Below are 21,163 nucleotides of genomic sequence, written 5' to 3'. Positions count from 1 at the left end.
AAAATGCTTTACAAAATTATTTATTGCCTTAGAATTTGTCGGAATGGCTGGTTGAAGTTTTAAATCGGCAGGTAGTATTAAGTTGAATCAAAGCACTCTAACAGTTTTTACCTTACCAAAAAATTACTGCTCTGTAGTTGTTATTTCATCCAATTCTCTCGCTGAACCAGAAACCCAAACACTCATCAATCAAGGAGATTTACATTGGCACAAGGTACAGTAAAGTGGTTTAACAAAGAGAAAGGTTATGGTTTTATTTCAATGGATGGCGGTGATGACGTTTTTGTTCACTATTCAGAAATTGAAACCGACGGATTTAAACAATTGAAAGACGGAGAGAGAGTTCAGTTTGATATTGTTAGCGGTAAAAAAGGTCCAGCGGCTGCAAAAGTAAAACCTCTCGCAAATTAATCACATTCATTCTTTAACGGATATGGGCTTTTTGCATCCAAGCCCTACTTTTTTCTATCATCAAAAAATCAAGATTACAATTTCAAGTAAATATTGTAGAGCCTGAAAAACACTATTTTGATGTTATCCTATCCGTATTCTTCCAATCAACTGAGTTAGAATTTTATTTACCATCTTGGACTTATGGGTCTTACTTAATCAGAGATTATTCTACCCACCTCCATCTGTTTAATGCAGCCGGTACAAATAAAAAAAAATTAGAATGGACACAGACTACAAAAGATTCCTGGAAAGTTTTCGGAAATAATAAATTTTTTCAGATTCACTATAAAATCTTTGCCTTCGATTATTCAGTAAGAACCAATTTTTTAGATTCAGAGTTTGGTTTTATCAACCCCTCAGGATTTTTTCTCTACCCAAGTGGAATGTTAAACGAAAGCGCTGAAATTGTTTTCAAAACAAATTCCTATTTCGATAATATCTATTCACCTCTACCACAAAAAAATAAGAATAAGTTTTTTGCAGAAAATTTTTCTGTATTGTATGATTCTCCTTTTCAAATCTCAAATTCCAAATCGTATTTTTTTTCAAGTATGGGTTGCAGGCACGAGGTAGTATTTGAAGGAGAAGTAAAAAAATATACCAAAAAAATCCTAAGCGATTTAAAAAAAATTACTACGACTGAAATCAAGATGATGGGAAAGTCTCCAAACAAAAAATATTTATTTATTATAAATATGACCGACTCTGCCTACGGTGGGCTTGAACACTCTTCATCCAGTGTGAATATTTTTGATCCATGCAATCTATTTCAAAAGAAAGATTATCAAAAACTATTAGGTTTACTAGCACACGAATATTTTCATCTTTGGAACGTTAAGCGACTTCGCCCTTTGGATTTAGATACACTCGACTTTCAAAGTCCAATTCTCACCAAAGAGTTATGGTTTGCAGAAGGCGTAACCAGTTTCTATGATAATTATATTCTTTTGCAGTGTGGATTATTAAATAAAGAAGATTATCTTGCAGAAGTTTTTCAAGATATTCAGGCTTTAGAAAACTCTGACGGTGAAAATTGGATGAGCTTAGAAGAATCTTCTCTTACTGCATGGACAAAATACTATAAACCTCAAAGCAATTCTCACAACACCGGAATTTCTTACTATATGAAAGGAGCAATTTTTGTTTTGTGCATGGATTTATACATCAGGGATAAAACAAAATCTAAAAAATGCTTTTTAGATATATTCAAATCTATGTATATAGAATACTACCAAAATAAAAACACAGGATTTACCAAAGAAGATTTTTTTTATTCTGCAAAAATCGCAACCGGAGTAGATGTAAAAAAAGAATTTGGAAAGTTCTTATCTTCCAGAAACAGACTACCCGTGTACAAATATCTCTCGCTCGCCGGAATTCAAAAAGAAGAAAAGCAAAAGAAATTGGATCTGCCATTTTCTATCAGAGAAGACGAAAACAAAAAGCAAATCATCTCTAAAATTTATCAACAAAGAATCGGATCGAACACAAATCTATCTATTGGAGATGAACTAATTTCTATCAATGAAAGGCAAGTTAATAATAAAAATTTTGCAAAATTAAAAGATTCTTTACACCCAAAAAAAGAAGCCGAATTATTAATCGCCAGACGGGGGAAAATTTTAAAAAGTTTGTGCAAGCCCTACTTTGTGTATTTGGATTCAAAATTAATCTTTCAACAATCCCCTACAAAAAGACAAATGGCAGTTCGGGAGACTTTTTTTCAAATCCATGAGTGAGAACCTTGCTAAAAATCTTTTACTGAAACAAACAAATTTAAAAAATAAAGTAAAATCTCCATTTACGCATGACAAAAAAATTTTATTCTGTATTTTTGCAGGAGAGTTATGAATCTATTTTACTTGAACAACTGGGAACTAAACTCAAAAACAAAACTTGAAATCAAAGAAATCGCCCCGATTCCGATTCCCAAAGGAAGAACTTGGATTCATCTCACCCCCAAAAGCGACATAGAATTAAATAAACTGCTTTTGCATTTTGATATTCACCCCCTCACCATCGAAGATTGTATGAATCCGATGAGTAGGATTAAATTTGAAAGATTTCCGAATTATTTGTTTTTTGTTTTTCGAGGTCTCCACTTTGAAAACAATTCAATCCACTCTAGAAATTTTAACTTTATCCTAACTCAAAATACTTTGATAACAGTTGTTTTAGATCACAGGAATACGATTGAAGATTTGATTGCAGATTGGGACTCAGGAAAAAAACTTTTAGAAAAAGGTGCAGAATTCATAATACATAGAATCATTGACATTGAAACCGATCACATACTGCCAATCATTTATAGAATAGAAGACCAAGCCGAAGAAATTGAATCCCAAGTATTTAAAGAAGATGTGGACTTGGACATAAATTCTATATTTGTAATGCGAAGAACTCTGCAACATATTAAAAAAGTAATCCACCAACACAAAGAAATTTTAGACGACTTGGAAGACATCAAAAATCCATTTTTTTCCCACGAGTCCGAAGCATTCTTTAGAGACGTGAAAGACCATTCTATTAGAATTCTTGAATCAGCCGAAACTATACGAGAGCTAATTTCCTCTGCGTTGGAAGTTCATCTCACAATTTCTTCTAGAAGATCAAGCGAGATCGTAAAAATTTTAACGATAATGACTGCAATCATGTTGCCAATGACTTTGATCACCGGAATTTATGGAATGAACTTTACCAAAATACCTCTTCTGAATTGGGAGTTGGGTTTCACCTGACTTCGGTGCGATGGCATCCTGTAGGATTGCAATGGTTATTTTTTTCGTATAAAAATGGTTCTAAAAATCAAGAAATATGCAATGATGGAATTTTCAGTAAAATCAATTTAGCTCTTTGGGTTTGTTTCTCATTCAAATCAAAATCGGAATCATTATCGCCCTTCTTTTGAATTTTTTCTGCAAGAGAAATTATCTTTCGATTTTTTTCAGAATACTCAACTATATTCGGATACAAAATAACAGAATTCAGAACTTGATTTTTCTCATTGTCCTTTGAGCTCTCCGAATGAATTACAACCATCTGTTTTTGTCTTATCAAGTTTAGAACCATATCAATATCCAAGCTCAAACTTGATTCCATAATTTCCGAAAGAATAGGGATCCGATTCAATGTAAAATAATTTTCATCCATAGCTGCGACTAAAAAATCAAAATTTTTATTCATTCGATCTAATTCGATTTGCTTTTTGTGTTTTTCTTTTCTCTCTCTATTTCTTTCTTTGGCTCTTTTTTCATACTTGAACTCTCTGTCCATCTGCTCGTATTTGATTTTTGATTTTGCAATAGCATAACCGGAATCAATTACAGGCTTAACATTCAGCATAAAAAATATCCAATAGTACCATGGAATATAACTTAAATATACTTTTTGTAAATTCTTCCCGTAAATAGAAACAAACTCATAATCAGAAAAAATTTTCTTTATTCTTTTTTCATTCGATTCTATAATTTGTTTGAAATGCAAAATTGTACTATCTTTTTTGGTGTAAGGTCTTTGATAAATCAATCTATTCAAACTTTTCAAATTCTCAATATTATCCCAAACAAAAACCGAAACCTTTCCTTCTACGTCATTCCACTCTGCACAAAGCACCTCGAGATTTTTTCTAAGAGCCGTAAGAACCGAGTAATCAAAATTATCATCTCTTTCTAAGTTGATTTTCAAAAATCTAGTTTCCAAGTCTGATCTCATGTCTAAAAGTCTATTAAAGTATGTATTTGCAGAAGCATCCACCTGCAATTTTTTTTTGTGATCAATTCCAGATTGAACTATCTCTGAAAAATAGATTACCAACTCAACGACAAGATACCCGTAATATTTTTTTGAACCTTTGTGAAAATCTCGAATTTTTTCTGCTATTTTCTTTTTGAAAGTATAAGTCAGGGAGTTGATTGGGTCTTCTTCATAAGCAGATTCTTCTTTTTCAATATTTTCGATAAGCCCGCTTAAATCTAAATTATTCTTCTTTGCCAATGGAATAACATTCGATTCAAATTTGATCAAACAAAACTGGAAATATTCAGAAATTTTTTCTTTTGGAATATAATAAAAACCTAAATTTGGGAAATAGAGTATTTTTTGATTTGCATGGATTACCGTCTGAATGCCTTCTTTCATCTCATCTAAAATTTCTGATTTCGGTGGAACTTCAAAGTTGTAATTTTGTAAAAGAATGTCTAATTCATTTACTTTTCCCTTCTCTTCATTTTCATGATTCAGAGATGAAGTAATTTCCTTACGAATATCTTTCTCAGAAATAAGAGGTGAAGCTAAATAATTCTCAAATGCCTTCGCAGATTTTTCTATTAAAATTTGAAATATTTCATCAGAGGAAGAACTGCTTTCTGTTCGAGCAATAAAATAGGACTGTATGCTTACCACAGAATCTATTTGCTCAAACTTGATTTCAAAAACAGATAAAACCAATCTCAACTTGGCAAGTTTTGTAATAGCTGTAATTAAATTCTCAACAGAGTTTCTAGTACCCTCTGTAGAAATCGTATTAATCCGGTACAGAGTGCCGTTCTGCGCATTTTTCGGATTTGACTTGGACTGAATTTCTTTCAATAACCCTTGAGAAAAATTATCTAAAACAAACCCATAAACTGACTGAAATTCCTCTGCGGCAAGAAGGGGAGGTAAATTCGGATTAACTTCAACTTTCTGCATAATCTGTTCCGACTAACTTCCTTCAAATAGATTAAAATCAGTAATCTCAAACTTACTGAAATTTTTTAAAAAAGTCAAAAAATTTAGGCGAAAGAAAGCAAAATAAATTCTTTACGAAATAATTTTTTTTGTAAATTTCTTAACTTTTTCTTTTTTCAAATTAATTCAATTATCCATTTCGGTTGAATTTTGTCGGTACTTTTTTAAAAGAACTAATTTTGAAAAATTTCAATTATTTACATAGACATTCTACAAAATTTAAAAAGAAAATTCGAAGCTATAAAAAAAACAGAGAAATCACTTCGCAGGGATTGTAATAATAAATTCTACATCTGCAATATCTTGAATTGGGTTAATAGAAGAAGAATAATCAATTCCGAAATCTTTTCTATTGATTTTTATTTTTCCTGTAAATTTTTCTGATTTGTTTTCTCTCTCTAATTTTATAGGAAAACTATAAGTTTTCTTAATATTTTTAATTGTTAGATTCCCCTTCCCTAAAAAGCTATCTTTCCCTGAAGGTTGAACCTCGATGATTTCAAACACAGCTTTTGAGTATTTAGTTACATCAAAAAAGTCTTCGTTACGAAGGTGGTTGTCGCGCTTTACACTGTCAGTGTCTATCGACGACACATCGATTTCCACTAAGCCCAGCATTTTTTTTCTGTCTTTAATTTTTAATTCTGATTTACGAAACTGCCCCTTTGTCAAACCCATCCGAGTATCAATGGAAAATTTAATATCCACTAAAGCTTTTTCAGTTTCATGAGAAAATACAGTCCCATTATACACCATGAAAATAATAAATGCCAAACTAATTTTTATGAATTTCATTTCTACCACCTGTTTTCCAAAATTTTAAACTTTATTTTTTTTTCAAATAGAAATATGTCGAACTTTTTCAATCAGATTTTCAAAAATTTGATTCTTAAAAAAAATGACACAAAAATTTTTTCTCCTGACACACTGTTACGCATGTCAGGCGAAAAACTTCTAGTCCTCGTCAAGTAAATTTACATCCTCTGTGCCCAGAATCTTTTCTGCTTGGGAAGATTCAATTTCACTAACTTCTTTTAGCTTTTTGGAAATTACCCTAGATCTTTTCCCCGCATTATCCAATTCGTTTCCGGCTTGCTTGATCTTATCACTGATCTTTTCTAATACTTGTCCAAATTTTCCAAATTCAGTTTTTACAGCACTGAGTAGTTCCCATACCTCACTCGAACGTTTTTCTATAGTCAAGGTACGAAACCCCATCTGCAAACTATTTAAAATCGCAGAAATTGTAGTAGGTCCTGCAATCACCACTCTAAATTCTCTCTGAAGAGTCTCTGCCAAGCCTACTCTTCGTAGAGCCTCTGCATATAGACCTTCAATAGGCAAGTACATAAACGCATAGTCTGTGGTATTTGGAGGGTCAATATATTTATCTTTAATCTTTTTAGCTTCCTCTTTTAAAGTTTTCTCAAGATTTTTTGCATACTCTTCTACTTGATCTTTATCAGACCTCTCAGAGGCTTCCACAAGCTTTAAATAATTCTCTATTGGAAACTTCGCATCTATTGGAATATATGTAGTTTTTTCTTTTCCTGGAAGTTTAATCGCAAACTCAACTCTATCGTTACTATCTTTTTTCGTAATCACGTTTTTCTCAAATTGGTCTTTGGTGAGTAGCTCCTCCAATAAATTTCCGAGCTGAACCTCTCCCCATGTACCTCTACTTTTTACATTAGTGAGAACTTTTTTTAAGTCTCCTACCCCGACCGCAAGACTCTGCATTTCTCCAAGTCCCTTGTGAACCATCTCTAACCTTTCGCTTACAAGAGTAAAAGATTCGCTTAATCTTTTTTCGAGAGTGGATTGTAATTTTTCATCTACAGTTTCTCTCATTTTTTCGAGCCTTGCAGAATTTTCTTCTTGCAGTAGTTTTAATCTATTGTCAACGGTCTCTCGAATAGACTGCATCTTAGAGTCATTTAGCTTTGTCATTTCAATTAGTTGCTGGTTGAAAGTGTCAAGCTGACCTTTTTGAGAAACTCCAAGATCACCCATAGACTTCATTACATAGTCTCTAAAAGTAATAAAGCTCTTGCCGGTTTCTTCTCTACCGTCTTTTGCGTATTTAGAAAACTCTTCTCTTGTAGCCCGAGTCTCTTCTCTGAAAACCTTGTCTATTCTTTCTAATAAAGTACCAATCACCTTTAAGCCGGATTCGATATTTTGAAAATCTCCTACTTGAGAAGAGACCGCACCCTTTTTTAATAAAACTACAAGTAGAGTCAGTACGTTTAAAACTAACGCACCTATCGCTATATACATTATACTATCACCCATTTTATTTTCTCCAAATTTATTCTATATTAATATAATAAAGTAAGACTAAGACAAAAAATTAGGTTTTAGATAAAAAAACCATAATTTCTAAAAAATTTTTTCATTTTTTTTTTAATATCTTAAAAGTTTTTGATGTTCAGAAATTTAAAATCTATTTTTCTGTTCAATTGTGAAGATCTTCAAAGAATCCAATATATTCTGGATAATATTAGTATTTTTATTGATTCCTACATACTGGCTACTTTCTCCACTGATAAATTCTGATACAATTACAGGTTGGGGAGTTGACCCATACTTTTGTACATTTGTTATGGATAAGGTAAGTGGGCAATTTGCCCTTGGACTAAGCCCATTTCAATCTAAATTCTGGGATATAGGTCTATTCTACCCTGCGATTAGAACCTTAGCCTATTCTGATCCGTTTATACTTCAGGGGTTTTTAGTATTTTTACTGAAAACTATTTTTTCAGTAAATTTATTTACCTCTGCAAATATTGTATTTGCCCTGTTTTTTCTACTCAATTTTTTTTGTGCATTTCTATTATTTTATGAAATCTCTAAAAATAAAAATGCATCCATAATTTCTAGCTGGCTTTGGGCATTTTCACTTCATCATCTATCTCAATCTTCCCATTTTCAAAATACCTCAAGCTTCACAATTCCATTAGCTCTGTATTTTACATTTAAAATATTTTCTAATTCTAAGTTTATTTATAAATTGGGACTTGCGCTTTCTTTTTTTCTGCTAGCTTGCAGCAATTTATACTATTTTGTTTTTACAGAAATTGCTGTAGGTTTTACAATTCTATTTCAATTGATCTTTACAAAAACTTTTCAGATGAGGAAAACTATTTTACTTCGCTCTACTTTTTCTATCATGCTTGCTGTATTGTTTAGTTTGCCTATTCTCTATAGATATTTTGAGTCAGCAAAAATTTATCCAGAAATCGAGAACTCTAGAGGGAGTATTGCAGATCAGATGGATTTCTCTGCAAGGGCAAGCGATTATTTTTCCAGCTTGCACGATCCTATTGAATACAAAAAAATCCTGCCTACCGTAACCAATATAGAAAGAATTGTTTCTCCCGGCCTATACACTTTTGGTATTTCAATAATTTTTATCCTGTTTCAAATTTTTAATAGAATTTTTATAAAAAAATATCCAAGTCAAATATTCTACTACGGAGTTGGGCTACTTATATTTTCTTCGACTATTGCAAGCGGGTTATTGATTGACGAAGAAAACACGACTCTCCTGTTTCAGTTTATTCCTGGTATTTTAAATCTTAGAGCCATAGGCAGAGTCGGAATACTCATAGTCCTGGCTGAATGTATATTAATTGCAATTTTACTATAATGGATTTTATACAAAATCAAATTAGCTCAAAATAAAAAACAACTCATTCTACTTACTCTTACTTTTATAATTATCGTAAGTTTACAAATTAGGGAAAGGCTTAGCCTTAAATTCAGAAATGACACGATTCCGATTAATATAAATAAACTAAATGATTCTCCAATCAATCAATTTATCAAATTGCAAAAATCGAACTCTGGTACTTTTCCGATTTTAGAAATAGATACAAGAAATAATCTTGATGAATTTGTAAAGAATTATTTTATTCGGGCAATGTTTCACAAAGAACCGATAGTAAACGGGTATTCAAGGTATCTTCCTGAAACCCACTACCACTTAAATCATCGCTCTATTCAATTCTTATTAAACTGTGCAATTCAGTTAAACTCTAACTCACCTATTCTACTCGCAAAAGGAGTAATCGTAAATAAAGAATTTAAAGAGTTTCGTAAAGAAGAGATAGATTGTTTAAAGCAAAATCATTTTACAAATTATATTATAGATGAAGGGACAGTACTATTTTATAAATAAAATTTTTTCTATTTTCTAAATTTCAGTAGGGAGGCTGTGTCTTTTTTCAAAATTGCATTTCTTGCAAGAAGGAACTAAATTAGACTTAATTGACTTTCCTCCTCGGACAAGAGGAATCAAATGATCCATAGTGATTTCACTCATAGGAAATTTATTTTTACAGTAATAGCAAACTCCATCGGAGCGTTTTTTTTTCCACCATGCTGTAGTCTTTAACTCTTTTGCAATTTTTCTTTCTCTTGAAATTTCTTCATCACTCACATCCGACCAAAAAACTTCAGCCATAGTGTTTAGCGTTGCAATTCCTCGTGGGTTTTCATATACCACTTAGCGAGATCCATTAATGTCACTACACCTTTCACAATACCTTCATCAATTACAGGTAAAGAGTGAAAATTATAGTCTACAATAATTTTAAGCACATCTATAATAAAGTCCTCAGAGTTTACACTTGCCATCTTCTGCCCTTTTACAAGCTCCTCCACTTGAGTCCTAAGCATGTCTGCGCTATCTTCGCTAAATGTATCTTCGTAGGAAACTTTTATCAAATCATAAGTAGAAATCATGTATGTTGGCTTTGCATTTTTCATCACGAGTAGGCTGTGCATTCTATTTTCTATCATAAGCCTCGAAGCCTTTCCGATTAAATCGTCTGCATCAACCGTGACAAGATTCGTACTCATTATATCTTTTACTTTTACTCTTAGTAACTTTTCTGTTCTTGAAAGTATATTTTCCATAGCTTTTAGTTTTCCTTTAATTAAAATTTGAATATTCCTTTTTTTACAAGCTCCTTGTGGATAGTAGCTTGAATTCTAAATCGAATATTCTGGGTGACTTCCAGCAAAAACTTTTCATTTTTCACATCTGTTCTGTTGTATTTGGAAAAAGAAATCGGTTTTAAAAATTTGATCTTCCACTTGGAAGGTAGAGGGAGTAAATTCAAAGGAATCGGAACTTTTGCACCAATCCATTTTTCAAACCAATCCACTGTTCCCAGATTTATATAATTTTCTTCTGCTCCGAGTATTACCACAGGCACAACTGGTGTGTGGGTCATAATCGCAAGTGCAACAAACCCGGGATTAAAGTCTGCCAATTGGTACATTTTGTAAGAAGGTTTGAAATTACCGTGCTCTGCTTCTGGAAAAATTATCATCAACTTGTTTCTTTTTAGAATTTTTACGGCTCTTTTAAAATCAGTCGCAAAAAACCCAAACTTACCACTCATCTCTTTTAAAAATGGGGTTGATTCCCAAAATGCATGTGCCATAGTTCTCGGGATTCTCAATTTTTGTCGAAATATTTCATTTTGAAGCACAAGTGCGTCCCAGCCAAGTAACCCGCTATGGTTTGGGACAAGCATGACCCTACCCGCCCTCGGTACATTTTCTAAGCCCTCTACTTCGAGCATAGTGAAATCTCTGAGATAATCACCTACAAATCTCGGAAATGCGTTTAGAATCCAATAATCGGGAGGCTTCAGTAATAGATCTTTAAATGAAGGTGTTTCAAAAAACTTTTTGATAATTGTACTCCAAATTCAGGATTATCTAATCTTTAAGGATTTTTTTTTTTCGTCAATGAAATTTTTAAGATAGTTTTCAGATATTCTATGAAAAATCTCGTTTTTACATGAAGGGAAGACTTTTCTATACAGACAATCTAAGGTCATTTTTACTGCTTCTTGGAATATTTTTCCATAGTACTATTATTTTCTCTGAAACAGATGGGTACGTATTAAAAGATTTAGAGAGAGCTTACTGGTACGATATACCTACAAAATTTATTCATATTTTCAGAATGCCCCTTTTTTTTTATTTAGCCGGATATTTTTCGGAATTGGTACTAGTGCAAAAAGGAATACCCACTTTTATAAAACACAGATTTTGGAGGATTTTTATCCCTACAATTTTTGGAGTTTTAGCTTTTAGTCCTGTAGAATATTTTTTCCAAAATAAATTACAAAACCCTGATTTATCTTTCTTAGAATTCTACATTCATTTTTTTCATATAGAAAAATTTCAATTTTCCTATATTTGGTTTTTAATCTATCTCTTGATATATACATTTCTATTTATTTTATTTAAAGTGTTTTTACAATACATCCCAAAACTATATTTTTTGAATAAATCAAACAAAAAAGATTGGAAAGAAAAAAAGAATTTACAAAACAAAACTAACCAATTGTACTTTTTAAAAATTCTACATTTTATTTTCTTCGGAATTTTATTCAGCTTTTCTGTTTCTCTAATCAGCCATACTTTTTTTTTAATAGGGTTTAGTATTTTTAAAATTGATATTTTCAGCTTTATAGGCTATTTTTCTTATTTTTTATGCGGGGTCTTTTCTTTTCGATATTCTATTTTGCAAATATTCCAATTGGAAAAAAATAGCTATCTATTCGCCTGTGTTTTGGGAGTCATTGCATTTATTTTATATTTGAAGATAGATTTTTTAGATCCGTACTGGATTCCTTATTTTGATGCTTACAGAAAATGGATTCGGTTTTTTCATTTATTTTTAGAATCTGTCTTGGCTTGGCTCCTTTCCTATCTACTCTTAAGCTCTTTTCAAAAGTGGGTGAACTTTGAAAATTCATTTTCTAAATATTTACTAAAGTCCAGCCTCCCGGTATTTCTAATCCATTTTCCGGTATCTTTAGTATTGGGGTACTATCTCGTTGAAATAAAGCTTGAGCAAACTGTGAAATTTTTAGTTCATTTTGCAGGTGTAACCTTTTTTAGTTTTCTAATCTACGATGTATTTATAAAAAACTCTTATTTTCTAAATATCCTATTAGGGAATAAAGGGAAATAATAAAAAATTCGCCAAGCTTTAGGGGGTCACTTCAACTGTATTTCTATTGATTGTTTTTTAAACAAAATAGATTAGTTTCCAATTTTATAATATAAAAAAAGAATTGTAAAAGAATACATTCAATCCGATTTTTGAAAAAATAAAGGAGAAAATATGAAAAGTAAAATTCTATTCGCAATTTTTTTAAGCGGGATATTCTTATTCAATTGCGGAAACAGTAAACTGAGAACTATTTTAACAGACACTACACTGGTAGAAAATCCAGGCGAAAAAAAACCCGTTTTTGTTCAAAACGGAAAAGTAAAAAGAGGAGAATACGTTAAATTTTTAGAAGAAAAAACTTTGGACGGAAAAAAGTATTTTTTAGTGCAAGTTGAAGGAACAAGCACCAAAGGATGGATCGAAGACAAAGCAGTCCGAGAAGGAAAGTTAGAATCGGCTACAGTAATTTTAGACTCTGACCTGTTTATCCGACCCAATGAAAAAAGCGAAAAAGCCGGAACAGCAAAATCCGGACAAAATGTATTCAAATTAGAAACGAGTGGAAATTTTGTATTAATCCAATTTCCCGGAAAAGAGGCTTATATTGAACTAAAAAATTTAGGCCCTGCGAATATGGTAATGCGATCTGTAAATTTTCCCGGACTTGGTAAGGCAGTCATTACTTCTTCCTCTCAATACATTGCATCTGAAGGAAAAGAAAATGAATTCGACCCAAGAAACCTATTTGATGGAAGTTTACAAACCGCTTGGTGCGAAGGAAAAAATAACGACGATGGAGTAGGTGAATGGGTAAATGTTCAGTTTGATGAATATGTTTCAATTTACGGGATCGGTGTAGTTAACGGATACGCAAAAAGCGAAGCTAACTACAAAAATAATAACCGGGTTTCTTCACTCCGAGTTACCTCAGATAGTGCAGATCTTACTGTAGATCTAAAAGATGACGTATATGACTACCAAGACAATGGCTCAGGGGAAATGACAATCACCGGAAAAAATATTAAGTTCATCATTAACGGTGCGTTTAAGGGAAAAGCCTCTGATACTTGCATGAGCGAAATCAAAATATCAGGAACTAAAGGAAGCCCATACCACGGATATTGATCTTTTCCTGATTTTTTTTCTCAACTATCCCAATTTGGCTCTGAACTATGCTCGGAGCCAGATTGAGAAATGTATTTCCAATCTCCAAAATACTTAGCACTATTCTAAAAAAATCTAAAAAAATCTTTCCAGAAATAGGTTATTTTCTAATATAACGGATATGAAAGTAAATAAATTTCATTGATTCTTTTTACTACTCAAAAATATTACAATTCAAGGAGTGTTTCAAATGGATTTAAACGAAAGCGATCCGGTTAATTCTCTAATTGGAAGATATAAAGCCGAAAGAGGTGTAATCAAATCCTTCTTTGCAAAAATTCCTCTATACTCACAAGCTTTAGAAAATTTTCAATACGATAACGCCGACTTAACAATCCGAAAAGAAATCTCAACCAAGCTCCAATCCTATAAAAATCCGATCCGAGATATTGAAGCTCAATTTGTAAGAAAGAATCTATTGAATCTAATCGGGAAAACAGACTCTCTATCAAGCCTACTGGACAGAGTTGCTATTTCAGTAAACTCAGCCTCTTACGGACTTAGTGGTGCCGGCACCGGATTGAAACCAACACAAGAAGAGTTAGAAAAATTAGCACAGTTTGACTACACTGTTTTAAAATCAGTGAATGACTTAGAAGATAAAATTAATGAATACTCATCCAATGTTAGTCAGATGACAAATGAAACAGACATAACCTACCAGACAAGCCTTATAATCAAAGAAATCGAAGCGATAGATAAACTATTCAAAGAAAGAAAAAATATTTTTATAAAATTGTAATACTTGAGGAGATTCACAAATGGCACTAATAGACGTAATCAAATTTGAAGGCGATCGAGACCTTATTGTATGGAAATACCCAGCAATTGATCTAAGCTACGCTACACAATTAATTGTAAATGAAAGCCAAGAGGCAGTATTTTTTAAAGAAGGAAAAGCTCTCGACGTATTCGGTCCGGGTACCCACACTCTAAAAACAGGAAATGTACCAATTTTAGAAAAATTAGTAAACCTTCCTTTTGGTGGAAAAACTCCTTTTACTGCTGAGGTGTACTATGTGAATAAAGCAGTGATTCCTATGAAGTGGGGAACAATCTCACCCATCCCATTAGAAGACCCAAAGTACAAGATTATGATTGAGCTACGTGCATTTGGTTCATACAATATGAAAATTGCAGACTCCAAAAACTTTGTGACTACGGTAGTCGGAGCCTCCCACAAATACAGCAATGGCGAAATTGACAGTTTCTTAAAACCATTTATAGATCAAAGACTCGGAGATTTTCTATCTGAAGTAGTTTTAAGTAATAATACTTCCATAGTCGAGATCAATAAATACAGAAACGAAGCAGGCTCTGCTGGTAAGACTACAATTCAGGCAGACTTCCAAAAATATGGAATTGAAGTGATTGATTTTCTGATTCAATCTATCAACTTCGACAAAGGCGATCCTAACTTCCAGAAAATACAAAAAATTCTATCAGAGAAATTTGAGATAGATACGTTAGGCGCAGCTTACCAACAAAAACGAATGCTGGATATCGGAGAAGCAGCTGCAAAAAATGAAAGTGGAGGAGCCGGAAATACTATGGGAGCTGGACTCGGACTTGGAGTCGGCATGAACATGGGTAATATGATGGCTGGAATGATGGGCCAGAATATGCAGGCAGGCACACAACCACAAAACACTCAAGCCAATGACCCAATGGCGAGGATCGCAAAGCTAAAGCAGCTTCTCGACGGTGGGATGATTTCTGCCGATGAATTTGAAACAAAGAAAAAGGAAATCCTATCCTCAATTTAATTTCTATGAACAATTCGATTTCACAGTTTACCGCAAAATTTTCCTGTATCAATGAAAATTGCAACGAAACCTACCCATTAAACGAGATAGTTTACAATTGCAAAAAATGCGGGGATCTCTTAGAGGTTACCCATGATCTAAATTCGTTAAAAAAAATATCTTCCGAAAACTGGAAATCTATTTTTAATGAGAGGTACAGGTCAACAAAAGAGCCTTTTACATCAGGTGTCTGGGGTAAAAAAGAATGGGTGTTGCCTGAAATTCCAAACGAACATATCATTACATCCGGTGAGGGAAACTCGCATCTTTTTCATTCAGAACGATTTGCTAATGACTTGGGGCTTGAAGGTCTTTATATAAAACAATGCGGTGTATCTCACACAGGCTCTTTCAAAGACCTTGGAATGACTGTGCTTGTAAGCCAAGTAAACTCCATGAAAAAATCAGGCAGCCAAGTTCGCGCAGTGGCTTGTGCAAGTACCGGAGACACATCGGCTGCATTGGCTTCTTATGCAGCAAAAGCAGGAATTCCTGCAATCGTATTTTTACCTTCCAATAAAGTTTCTCCTGCCCAACTGATCCAGCCTGTGTCCAATGGTGCCAAAGTCATCTCCCTTGAAACTGATTTTGACGGTTGCATGGAAATCGTAAAACAAGTTTCAGAAGAAAGCGGTATTTATCTTGCGAATTCCATGAATTCACTTAGGGTAGAAGGACAAAAGTCAATATCCCCGGAAATTGTACAACAATTGGATTGGAATGTGCCGGACTGGGTGATTATACCCGGTGGAAATCTTGGGAATGTATCTGCCCTCGGTAAAGGTTTTGAAATGTTGAGCAATCTTGGAATTATAAAAAAACTACCTCGAATCGCAGTGGCTCAATCTCAAAATGCAAATCCATTGTATAAGTCTTACTTGAATCATTTTCAGGAGTTTCAACCTGTTATTGCAAAAAAAACATTAGCTTCGGCAATCCAAATCGGAAATCCCGTGTCTGTTAAAAAAGCAATCCGAATACTACAAAAATTTGATGGAGTTGTAGAGGAAGCATCTGAATCGGAGCTTTCGGATGCAGCAGCAAAAGGAGATTTGTATGGATTGTACAATGACCCGCATACAGGTGTAGCCTTAGCCGCTCTATTTAAACTACTAAATAAGAAGGTTATACAAAAAGGGCAAAGGGTTGTGGTAATTTCTACTGCAAATGGGCTTAAATTTACTGAATTTAAAGTAAATTTTCACGAAGGAAAAATTGAGAATATAAATAAAAAACTTATGAATTCGATCATTCCTTGCAAGGCAAATATTCAAGAAGTAAAAGAAAGGTTGAAACAAATTTTACAATAACTTGTGAGAGCATACTTAGAAATAGATATATGAAAAATTTCTTGAAAAATAACAATGAAAGAAGAATCTAAATTTATAACAGAAACTTTTCGAGAAGTTGTGGGCAATTCTGTGTTGAGCGGAAAACCAATCTCATTTTCTACCTGTGTACTAGGAGACTCAGGAGAAGCAAAAATCAAATACATCATCCAATCTATTCTAAACAGCTATGAACGAAGCGACTTAATGGAATTGATTTACACTGCTTGCAAGGAATTAGTAGTGAATTCCACAAAAGCTGCGATAAAGAGAATTTTATTTAACGAAATGAATGTAAACTCTGATAATCCTGAAGAGTACGATAAGGGGATGCAAAGTTTCAAAGTAAACTTGAGTGATAAAAAATTTCCATATTACAAAGAAAAAATGAAAACAAATGACATCAACGTCAAAATCAAATTTTTCCACAATAAAGATAGGTTGATATTAAACGTAATCAATAATTTTCCACTGTTAAAAAAAGAAGAAGATAGAATTCGAGAAAAATTTGTCACTGCAAAATCTTACGACAACTTATTTGAATTTTTTACAGAGCACGGAGATAATACAGAAGGAGCCGGGATGGGAATTACCTTAGTAGAAATTCTCATGGCTCAGTGTGGATTAGACAGACACCTATTCACGATCTTTACCTCTGAAAAAGAAAATAAAACTATTGCAAGAATTGAAATCCCATTGAATCAGGATTATAAGCCCAGAAGAATGATTTTTGACGAGATTCTTTCAAACGGACAAACACCAAGAGAAGATTTAAGAAAAGAATGGAGTTATTTTAAATAAATGGCAGAAGAAGAAAAAGATAAACTTAAAGAACACACAGAGTTAATGTCTATTGCATTAGAGTCCGTAAAGACCGAAGACAAGGCAAGGGAGCTAATTCAAGGCAAATTTCAGGATGCCTATATATTAAAACTTAGAGTAGATATTGAAAACCGTTCTGGGGCAATGGTTGCTATAATTTCTAAGTTCACTTCCGATATATTGGTCATGTATTCTATTTTCGGGAATTCTCCTAATTTAAGAAAAATTCGTACCTTTGAAGACTATAGCCAATTTTCTCACGATTTGGTTTCTGTGATGAAGTCTGGAGGAGTGGATCAGGGATTGTCTGAAAATGTAGGTAGAGCAGTGTACCAGAAATTGACCAAAGCTACTATCGCCGGACTTTTTTCTATTTGGGAAAAAAAAGATGTAGCGAGTACAGTTGCAATGCTTGAGCCTGCAATCACTTCTTATATCCGTGCCAAAAGAACTAAAGTTCAAGCAGATGTAGAGCCTATATCAAGTGTAAAATTTAGGTACAAAAATGTGATGAACGGTATAGTAAATCCGATTGCAAGACCGATCTATGATGACCCTGCTGAAAAAGAATCGGAAACAGAATCTCAATCTGTGAAATTAGAAAGCTCTCCCGTAGAAAAAGAAATTGAAGAATTGGAAAAAGGATTTGGCAGAGTAGTGATTTGCAAAACTGTATTGTCCCCTGTTGCTGGAATCGACTTTGATGCACTACAAAACGGACAAAAACTTTTGTTTATCTTGCCTTTTCAAACTGAAGAAGAAAAAGCATTGGCAGCGAGTATGGGTGCTGTAGGGAAAGATGGGATCAACAGACCTATTACCGGGACTTTTGTGAAAATCTTAGGTGGGGCAAAAAATGAATACCATATTTTTGCAAAAGGGCCAAACGAAGTACTACTTAGAGCATTTGAAGAAAGGCCGGTTCGACTTGCAGTTCCAAAAGAAAAAGGTGCAACCTCTCAAAAAGAAAACCAGAATAGCTCAACAAAAAGTCAAGGCAGCAACTTTCCCTTAATAGTTGTAGCCGGAGTTGTTGTTGCTATCGCTATCATTATCGCTTTAGTAATTTAAAAAGATTTCTTTAAACTACTATGTTGACTAATTTTTCTTTTATATAAATGGATTTCTTAATTTGCTTGTCTTGCAAAAACTGGGTTACTTTATCTAAGTTTTTTGCTTTTTCGATGGCATCAATTTCGGTGATATTTTTATCTGCAAAAAACTCGCCTCTTAATTTTCCGTTTACCTGAACTACTATTTTCACAGAATCCTCTGTTAAAAATTTTCTATTTAGCTTTGGAAATTTTTCATACGACAAACTTTTCTTATTTCCTAACTTCTCCCAGAGCTCTTCTGCAAGGTGAGGAGCGAATGGCGCTAAAATCAATACAAATTTTTCTAAGATTTCTCTTGGTCTTCTATTTTCCGGAGTCAACTCATTTACAAAAATCATCATCTGAGAAATTGCAGTATTGAAAGAAAGATTCTCAATGTCTGAAGAAACTTTTTCTATTGTCCGGTGTAAAATTTTTAACTCTTTTTCATTTGGCTCTATATCTTCTACAAAAAAGTTTTCTCCATCTTTGCCGTGGAACAACCTCCAAATTCTATTTAAAAATCTAAAAATTCCCTCTACCCCTTTCGTACTCCAAGGTTTTGCGATTTCGAGAGGACCCATAAACATTTCAAAAAGTCGTAAACTGTCCGCACCGTATTCTTTTACTACCTCGTCAGGATTGACTACGTTACCAAGCGACTTGGACATTTTCTTTTTGTCTTCACCTAATATAAGTCCTTGGTGAACCAATTTCTTAAAAGGCTCTGGTGTAGAAACATAGCCCAGATCAAATAAAACCTTATGCCAAAACCTAGAATACAATAAATGCAAAACTGCATGCTCAGCACCACCGACGTATAGGTCAACAGGCATCCATTTCTTTTCTTTTACTGGATCACAAAATAGTTCATCATTTATAGGATCAATAAACCTTAAATAGTACCAGCAAGATCCCGCCCATTGAGGCATGGTATTTGTTTCTCTCCTACCTCTCTTACCTGTTTTTGGGTCGTAATAACTTAACCAATTCTTTGCAAGCGCCAAAGGAGACTCTTCTGTTCCAGAAGGCTTGAATTCTTTTAGGTCAGGCAACTCCAAAGGCAATGAGTCTTCGCTAAGAGAAAAAGTCTCCCCATTTTCTAAATGCACAAGCGGAATAGGTTCTCCCCAATACCTCTGCCTTGCAAATAACCAGTCTCTTAACTTATACTGATTTTTCACCTTCCCGATTTTTTTGGACTCTGCCCATTTAGAAATCTTTTCAAACGACTCTTCAAATCCAAGACCGTTCAATTGGACTTCACTTGAGTTAGAATTTATGCAATACGAGTTTTTTGAATCAAAAGGCAGGTTTTCCTCTGAGTGAATTACTTGTAGAATGGGTAAGAAAAATTTTTCTGCAAACTCAAAATCCCTAGTATCGTGAGCAGGTACAGCCATAATCGCACCTGTTCCGTATCCATAGAGAACATAATCACCAATCCAGACCGGAATTTTCTCATTATTTGCAGGATTTATGGCAAAACTACCCGTTTTTACCCCTGTTTTGTCCTTATTCAAGTCAGTCCGGTCTAAATCGCTTTTTATAGAAGTGGCTTTTTTGTATTCTTCCACAGAGTTTTTATTCTCTTGAGTAGTAATTTCATCTACCAAGGGGTGTTCAGGAGATAAAACTAAATACGTTACTCCAAAAATTGTATCCGGTCTGGTCGTAAATACCCTGATTGGTTTACCTGATTCTGTATAAAAATTTATCTCAATTCCCCTACTTTTACCGATCCAGTTTTTTTGCATTTCTAAAGTGGACTGGGGCCAAGACACTAAATCCAAGTCTTGCAATAGCCTGTCGGAATAGGCTGTAATTCTCATCATGTACTGACGCATGGGTTTACGAACTACTGTATAGCCCTTCCCTACCCATTCTTCTACTTCTTCGTTGGCAAGTACGGTGCCAAGACCCTCACACCAATTTACAGGAATATTAGCAATATAAACCAATCTAAAATCAGACAAAATGGTTTCTTTTTCAACCGAGGAAAAATTTTTCCAATCTTTTTCGCTAAAGACTCTACTATAATCCCAAGACGCTGAGTTTACTTTTTTAGAGCCGTTTTTTTCAAATTCAGAAATTAACTCTCTAATCGGGACTCCTTTGTCTAAGTCTATATCGTAATAGCTGTTGTAAATCTTTAAGAAGATCACTTGAGTGAATTTGTAGTACTTAGAATCAGACGTTGCAATTTCTTTTTCCCAATCATAAGAAAGACCCAGCATCTTAATTTGTTTTTTGAAATTGTCTATATTCGATTTTGTTGTTACGCTCGGGTGAATCCCTGTGGTCATGGCGTATCTCTCTGCCGGAAGACCAAAAGAATCCCAGCCCATAGGATGAAGAACTCTAAACCCTTGCATCCTTTTGTATCTGGAAATTATATCTGTTGCTGTATAACCTTCTGGATGTCCTACATGAAGACCCGCACCGCTTGGATAAGGGAACATATCGAGGCAATAAAACTTTTCCTTAGACTCATCCTCGTCCGTTAAAAAAGTTTTGTTATCTTCCCAATATCTCTGCCACTTCTCTTCAATCTGCTTGAAAGGGTAATCCATCGATCTTCAAATAGAATTTGTGTGCCTGACAGAATCAATCACTGTTACCAATCGTTTGAATATGCCGGTCAAACAAGTCTTACATAAATTATTTTGATAAACTTTCTCAACATTTTTACCGCATCCTGCACACATACAAAGTACAGTAGAGTCTTTATTTATATTTTTTTCTTTTAAAATTTGCATCCAATCTAAACCACTATAATAGTTT

20 protein-coding genes are annotated in these 21,163 nt (G+C 33.7%); 12 read left to right on the top strand and 8 right to left on the bottom strand.

Going from position 1 to position 21,163, the window contains the following annotated elements; all coding sequences use genetic code 11:
• Positions 1 to 204 precede the first annotated feature (204 nt).
• The 3 genes from HS129_00415 to HS129_00405 all read left to right on the top strand — a co-directional run bounded on the left by HS129_00415 (position 205) and on the right by HS129_00405 (position 3,191).
• Positions 205 to 411, top strand: a complete 207-nt coding sequence (locus HS129_00415) for a cold-shock protein (GenBank protein ID MBE7410522.1) — start codon at positions 205 to 207, stop codon at positions 409 to 411.
• A gap of 425 nt (positions 412 to 836) precedes the next feature.
• On the top strand, positions 837 to 2,192 hold the full coding sequence (locus HS129_00410; GenBank protein ID MBE7410521.1) for a M61 family metallopeptidase: 1,356 nt from the start codon (positions 837 to 839) through the stop codon (positions 2,190 to 2,192).
• A gap of 108 nt (positions 2,193 to 2,300) precedes the next feature.
• Positions 2,301 to 3,191, top strand: a complete 891-nt coding sequence (locus HS129_00405; protein MBE7410520.1) for a magnesium transporter CorA family protein — start codon at positions 2,301 to 2,303, stop codon at positions 3,189 to 3,191.
• Between the two features lie 67 nt (positions 3,192 to 3,258).
• On the opposite strand, the gene HS129_00400 is transcribed toward HS129_00405, so the two are convergent.
• From HS129_00400 to rmuC, 3 genes are all read right to left on the bottom strand, one after another.
• Positions 3,259 to 5,142, bottom strand: a complete 1,884-nt coding sequence (locus HS129_00400; GenBank protein MBE7410519.1) for a hypothetical protein — start codon at positions 5,140 to 5,142, stop codon at positions 3,259 to 3,261.
• Positions 5,143 to 5,439: 297 nt separating this feature from the next.
• On the bottom strand, positions 5,440 to 5,976 hold the full coding sequence (locus HS129_00395; protein ID MBE7410518.1) for a YceI family protein: 537 nt from the start codon (positions 5,974 to 5,976) through the stop codon (positions 5,440 to 5,442).
• A 159-nt stretch (positions 5,977 to 6,135) separates the two neighbouring features.
• Complete coding sequence (gene rmuC, locus HS129_00390; protein ID MBE7410517.1) at positions 6,136 to 7,476, bottom strand: DNA recombination protein RmuC; 1,341 nt, start codon at positions 7,474 to 7,476, stop codon at positions 6,136 to 6,138.
• Positions 7,477 to 7,696: 220 nt separating this feature from the next.
• Between rmuC and HS129_00385 the strand changes: the two genes are divergently transcribed.
• Complete coding sequence (locus HS129_00385) at positions 7,697 to 8,833, top strand: hypothetical protein (protein MBE7410516.1); 1,137 nt, start codon at positions 7,697 to 7,699, stop codon at positions 8,831 to 8,833.
• A gap of 180 nt (positions 8,834 to 9,013) precedes the next feature.
• Complete coding sequence (locus HS129_00380) at positions 9,014 to 9,364, top strand: hypothetical protein (protein ID MBE7410515.1); 351 nt, start codon at positions 9,014 to 9,016, stop codon at positions 9,362 to 9,364.
• Between the two features lie 15 nt (positions 9,365 to 9,379).
• Here the strand turns inward: HS129_00380 and HS129_00375 are convergent, their stop codons facing one another.
• Genes HS129_00375 through HS129_00365 form a run of 3 tightly spaced genes read right to left on the bottom strand, consistent with a single transcriptional unit; the run spans position 9,380 to position 10,778 of the window.
• Entirely contained in the window at positions 9,380 to 9,649 is a 270-nt protein-coding gene (locus HS129_00375; GenBank protein MBE7410514.1) for an HNH endonuclease, read from the bottom strand.
• A 5-nt stretch (positions 9,650 to 9,654) separates the two neighbouring features.
• A complete protein-coding gene (locus HS129_00370) occupies positions 9,655 to 10,104 on the bottom strand; it encodes a CBS domain-containing protein (protein ID MBE7410513.1) in 450 nt (149 codons plus the stop codon).
• 20 nt (positions 10,105 to 10,124) lie between these two features.
• A complete protein-coding gene (locus HS129_00365; GenBank protein ID MBE7410512.1) occupies positions 10,125 to 10,778 on the bottom strand; it encodes a 1-acyl-sn-glycerol-3-phosphate acyltransferase in 654 nt (217 codons plus the stop codon).
• Between the two features lie 221 nt (positions 10,779 to 10,999).
• Between HS129_00365 and HS129_00360 the strand changes: the two genes are divergently transcribed.
• The 7 genes from HS129_00360 (at position 11,000) to HS129_00330 (ending at position 18,356) form a co-directional block, all read left to right on the top strand.
• On the top strand, positions 11,000 to 12,184 hold the full coding sequence (locus tag HS129_00360; GenBank protein MBE7410511.1) for an acyltransferase family protein: 1,185 nt from the start codon (positions 11,000 to 11,002) through the stop codon (positions 12,182 to 12,184).
• Positions 12,185 to 12,337: 153 nt separating this feature from the next.
• Entirely contained in the window at positions 12,338 to 13,291 is a 954-nt protein-coding gene (locus HS129_00355) for a hypothetical protein (protein ID MBE7410510.1), read from the top strand.
• Between the two features lie 229 nt (positions 13,292 to 13,520).
• A complete protein-coding gene (locus tag HS129_00350) occupies positions 13,521 to 14,072 on the top strand; it encodes a hypothetical protein (GenBank protein ID MBE7410509.1) in 552 nt (183 codons plus the stop codon).
• Positions 14,073 to 14,091: 19 nt separating this feature from the next.
• Entirely contained in the window at positions 14,092 to 15,096 is a 1,005-nt protein-coding gene (locus HS129_00345) for an SPFH domain-containing protein (GenBank protein MBE7410508.1), read from the top strand.
• 5 nt (positions 15,097 to 15,101) lie between these two features.
• Positions 15,102 to 16,445 (top strand): threonine synthase, encoded by a 1,344-nt coding sequence (gene thrC / locus HS129_00340; GenBank protein ID MBE7410507.1) that lies wholly within the window; start codon positions 15,102 to 15,104, stop codon positions 16,443 to 16,445.
• 54 nt (positions 16,446 to 16,499) lie between these two features.
• Positions 16,500 to 17,264, top strand: a complete 765-nt coding sequence (locus HS129_00335; protein MBE7410506.1) for a hypothetical protein — start codon at positions 16,500 to 16,502, stop codon at positions 17,262 to 17,264.
• On the top strand, positions 17,265 to 18,356 hold the full coding sequence (locus HS129_00330) for a hypothetical protein (GenBank protein MBE7410505.1): 1,092 nt from the start codon (positions 17,265 to 17,267) through the stop codon (positions 18,354 to 18,356).
• A 10-nt stretch (positions 18,357 to 18,366) separates the two neighbouring features.
• Here the strand turns inward: HS129_00330 and HS129_00325 are convergent, their stop codons facing one another.
• Entirely contained in the window at positions 18,367 to 20,952 is a 2,586-nt protein-coding gene (locus HS129_00325; GenBank protein MBE7410504.1) for a leucine--tRNA ligase, read from the bottom strand.
• 6 nt (positions 20,953 to 20,958) lie between these two features.
• Positions 20,959 to 21,138, bottom strand: coding sequence for a hypothetical protein (locus tag HS129_00320; GenBank protein MBE7410503.1), 180 nt, complete (start codon positions 21,136 to 21,138; stop codon positions 20,959 to 20,961).
• Positions 21,139 to 21,163: the final 25 nt, after the last annotated feature.

Source organism: Leptospiraceae bacterium, from assembly GCA_015075105.1.
Lineage (GTDB): Bacteria > Spirochaetota > Leptospiria > Leptospirales > Leptospiraceae > JABWCC01.
Note: the sequence above shows the minus strand (reverse complement) of the source record. Positions and strands in the feature narration are given on the sequence as shown.

Excerpts from the sequence above, each read along its gene's own strand:
- HS129_00375 (MBE7410514.1), bottom strand. The coding sequence starts at position 9,649 with ATGGCTGAAGTTTTTTGGTCGGATGTGAGTGATGAAGAAATTTCAAGA.
- HS129_00360 (MBE7410511.1), top strand. The coding sequence starts at position 11,000 with ATGAAGGGAAGACTTTTCTATACAGACAATCTAAGGTCATTTTTACTG.
- HS129_00355 (MBE7410510.1), top strand. The coding sequence starts at position 12,338 with ATGAAAAGTAAAATTCTATTCGCAATTTTTTTAAGCGGGATATTCTTA.
- HS129_00325 (MBE7410504.1), bottom strand. The coding sequence starts at position 20,952 with ATGGATTACCCTTTCAAGCAGATTGAAGAGAAGTGGCAGAGATATTGG.
- HS129_00370 (MBE7410513.1), bottom strand. The coding sequence starts at position 10,104 with ATGGAAAATATACTTTCAAGAACAGAAAAGTTACTAAGAGTAAAAGTA.
- HS129_00335 (MBE7410506.1), top strand. The coding sequence starts at position 16,500 with ATGAAAGAAGAATCTAAATTTATAACAGAAACTTTTCGAGAAGTTGTG.
- HS129_00345 (MBE7410508.1), top strand. The coding sequence starts at position 14,092 with ATGGCACTAATAGACGTAATCAAATTTGAAGGCGATCGAGACCTTATT.
- HS129_00320 (MBE7410503.1), bottom strand. The coding sequence starts at position 21,138 with ATGCAAATTTTAAAAGAAAAAAATATAAATAAAGACTCTACTGTACTT.
- HS129_00350 (MBE7410509.1), top strand. The coding sequence starts at position 13,521 with ATGGATTTAAACGAAAGCGATCCGGTTAATTCTCTAATTGGAAGATAT.
- HS129_00405 (MBE7410520.1), top strand. The coding sequence starts at position 2,301 with ATGAATCTATTTTACTTGAACAACTGGGAACTAAACTCAAAAACAAAA.
- thrC (MBE7410507.1), top strand. The coding sequence starts at position 15,102 with ATGAACAATTCGATTTCACAGTTTACCGCAAAATTTTCCTGTATCAAT.
- HS129_00395 (MBE7410518.1), bottom strand. The coding sequence starts at position 5,976 with ATGAAATTCATAAAAATTAGTTTGGCATTTATTATTTTCATGGTGTAT.
- HS129_00365 (MBE7410512.1), bottom strand. The coding sequence starts at position 10,778 with ATGCTCGAAGTAGAGGGCTTAGAAAATGTACCGAGGGCGGGTAGGGTC.
- HS129_00400 (MBE7410519.1), bottom strand. The coding sequence starts at position 5,142 with ATGCAGAAAGTTGAAGTTAATCCGAATTTACCTCCCCTTCTTGCCGCA.
- rmuC (MBE7410517.1), bottom strand. The coding sequence starts at position 7,476 with ATGGGTGATAGTATAATGTATATAGCGATAGGTGCGTTAGTTTTAAAC.
- HS129_00410 (MBE7410521.1), top strand. The coding sequence starts at position 837 with ATGTTAAACGAAAGCGCTGAAATTGTTTTCAAAACAAATTCCTATTTC.
- HS129_00330 (MBE7410505.1), top strand. The coding sequence starts at position 17,265 with ATGGCAGAAGAAGAAAAAGATAAACTTAAAGAACACACAGAGTTAATG.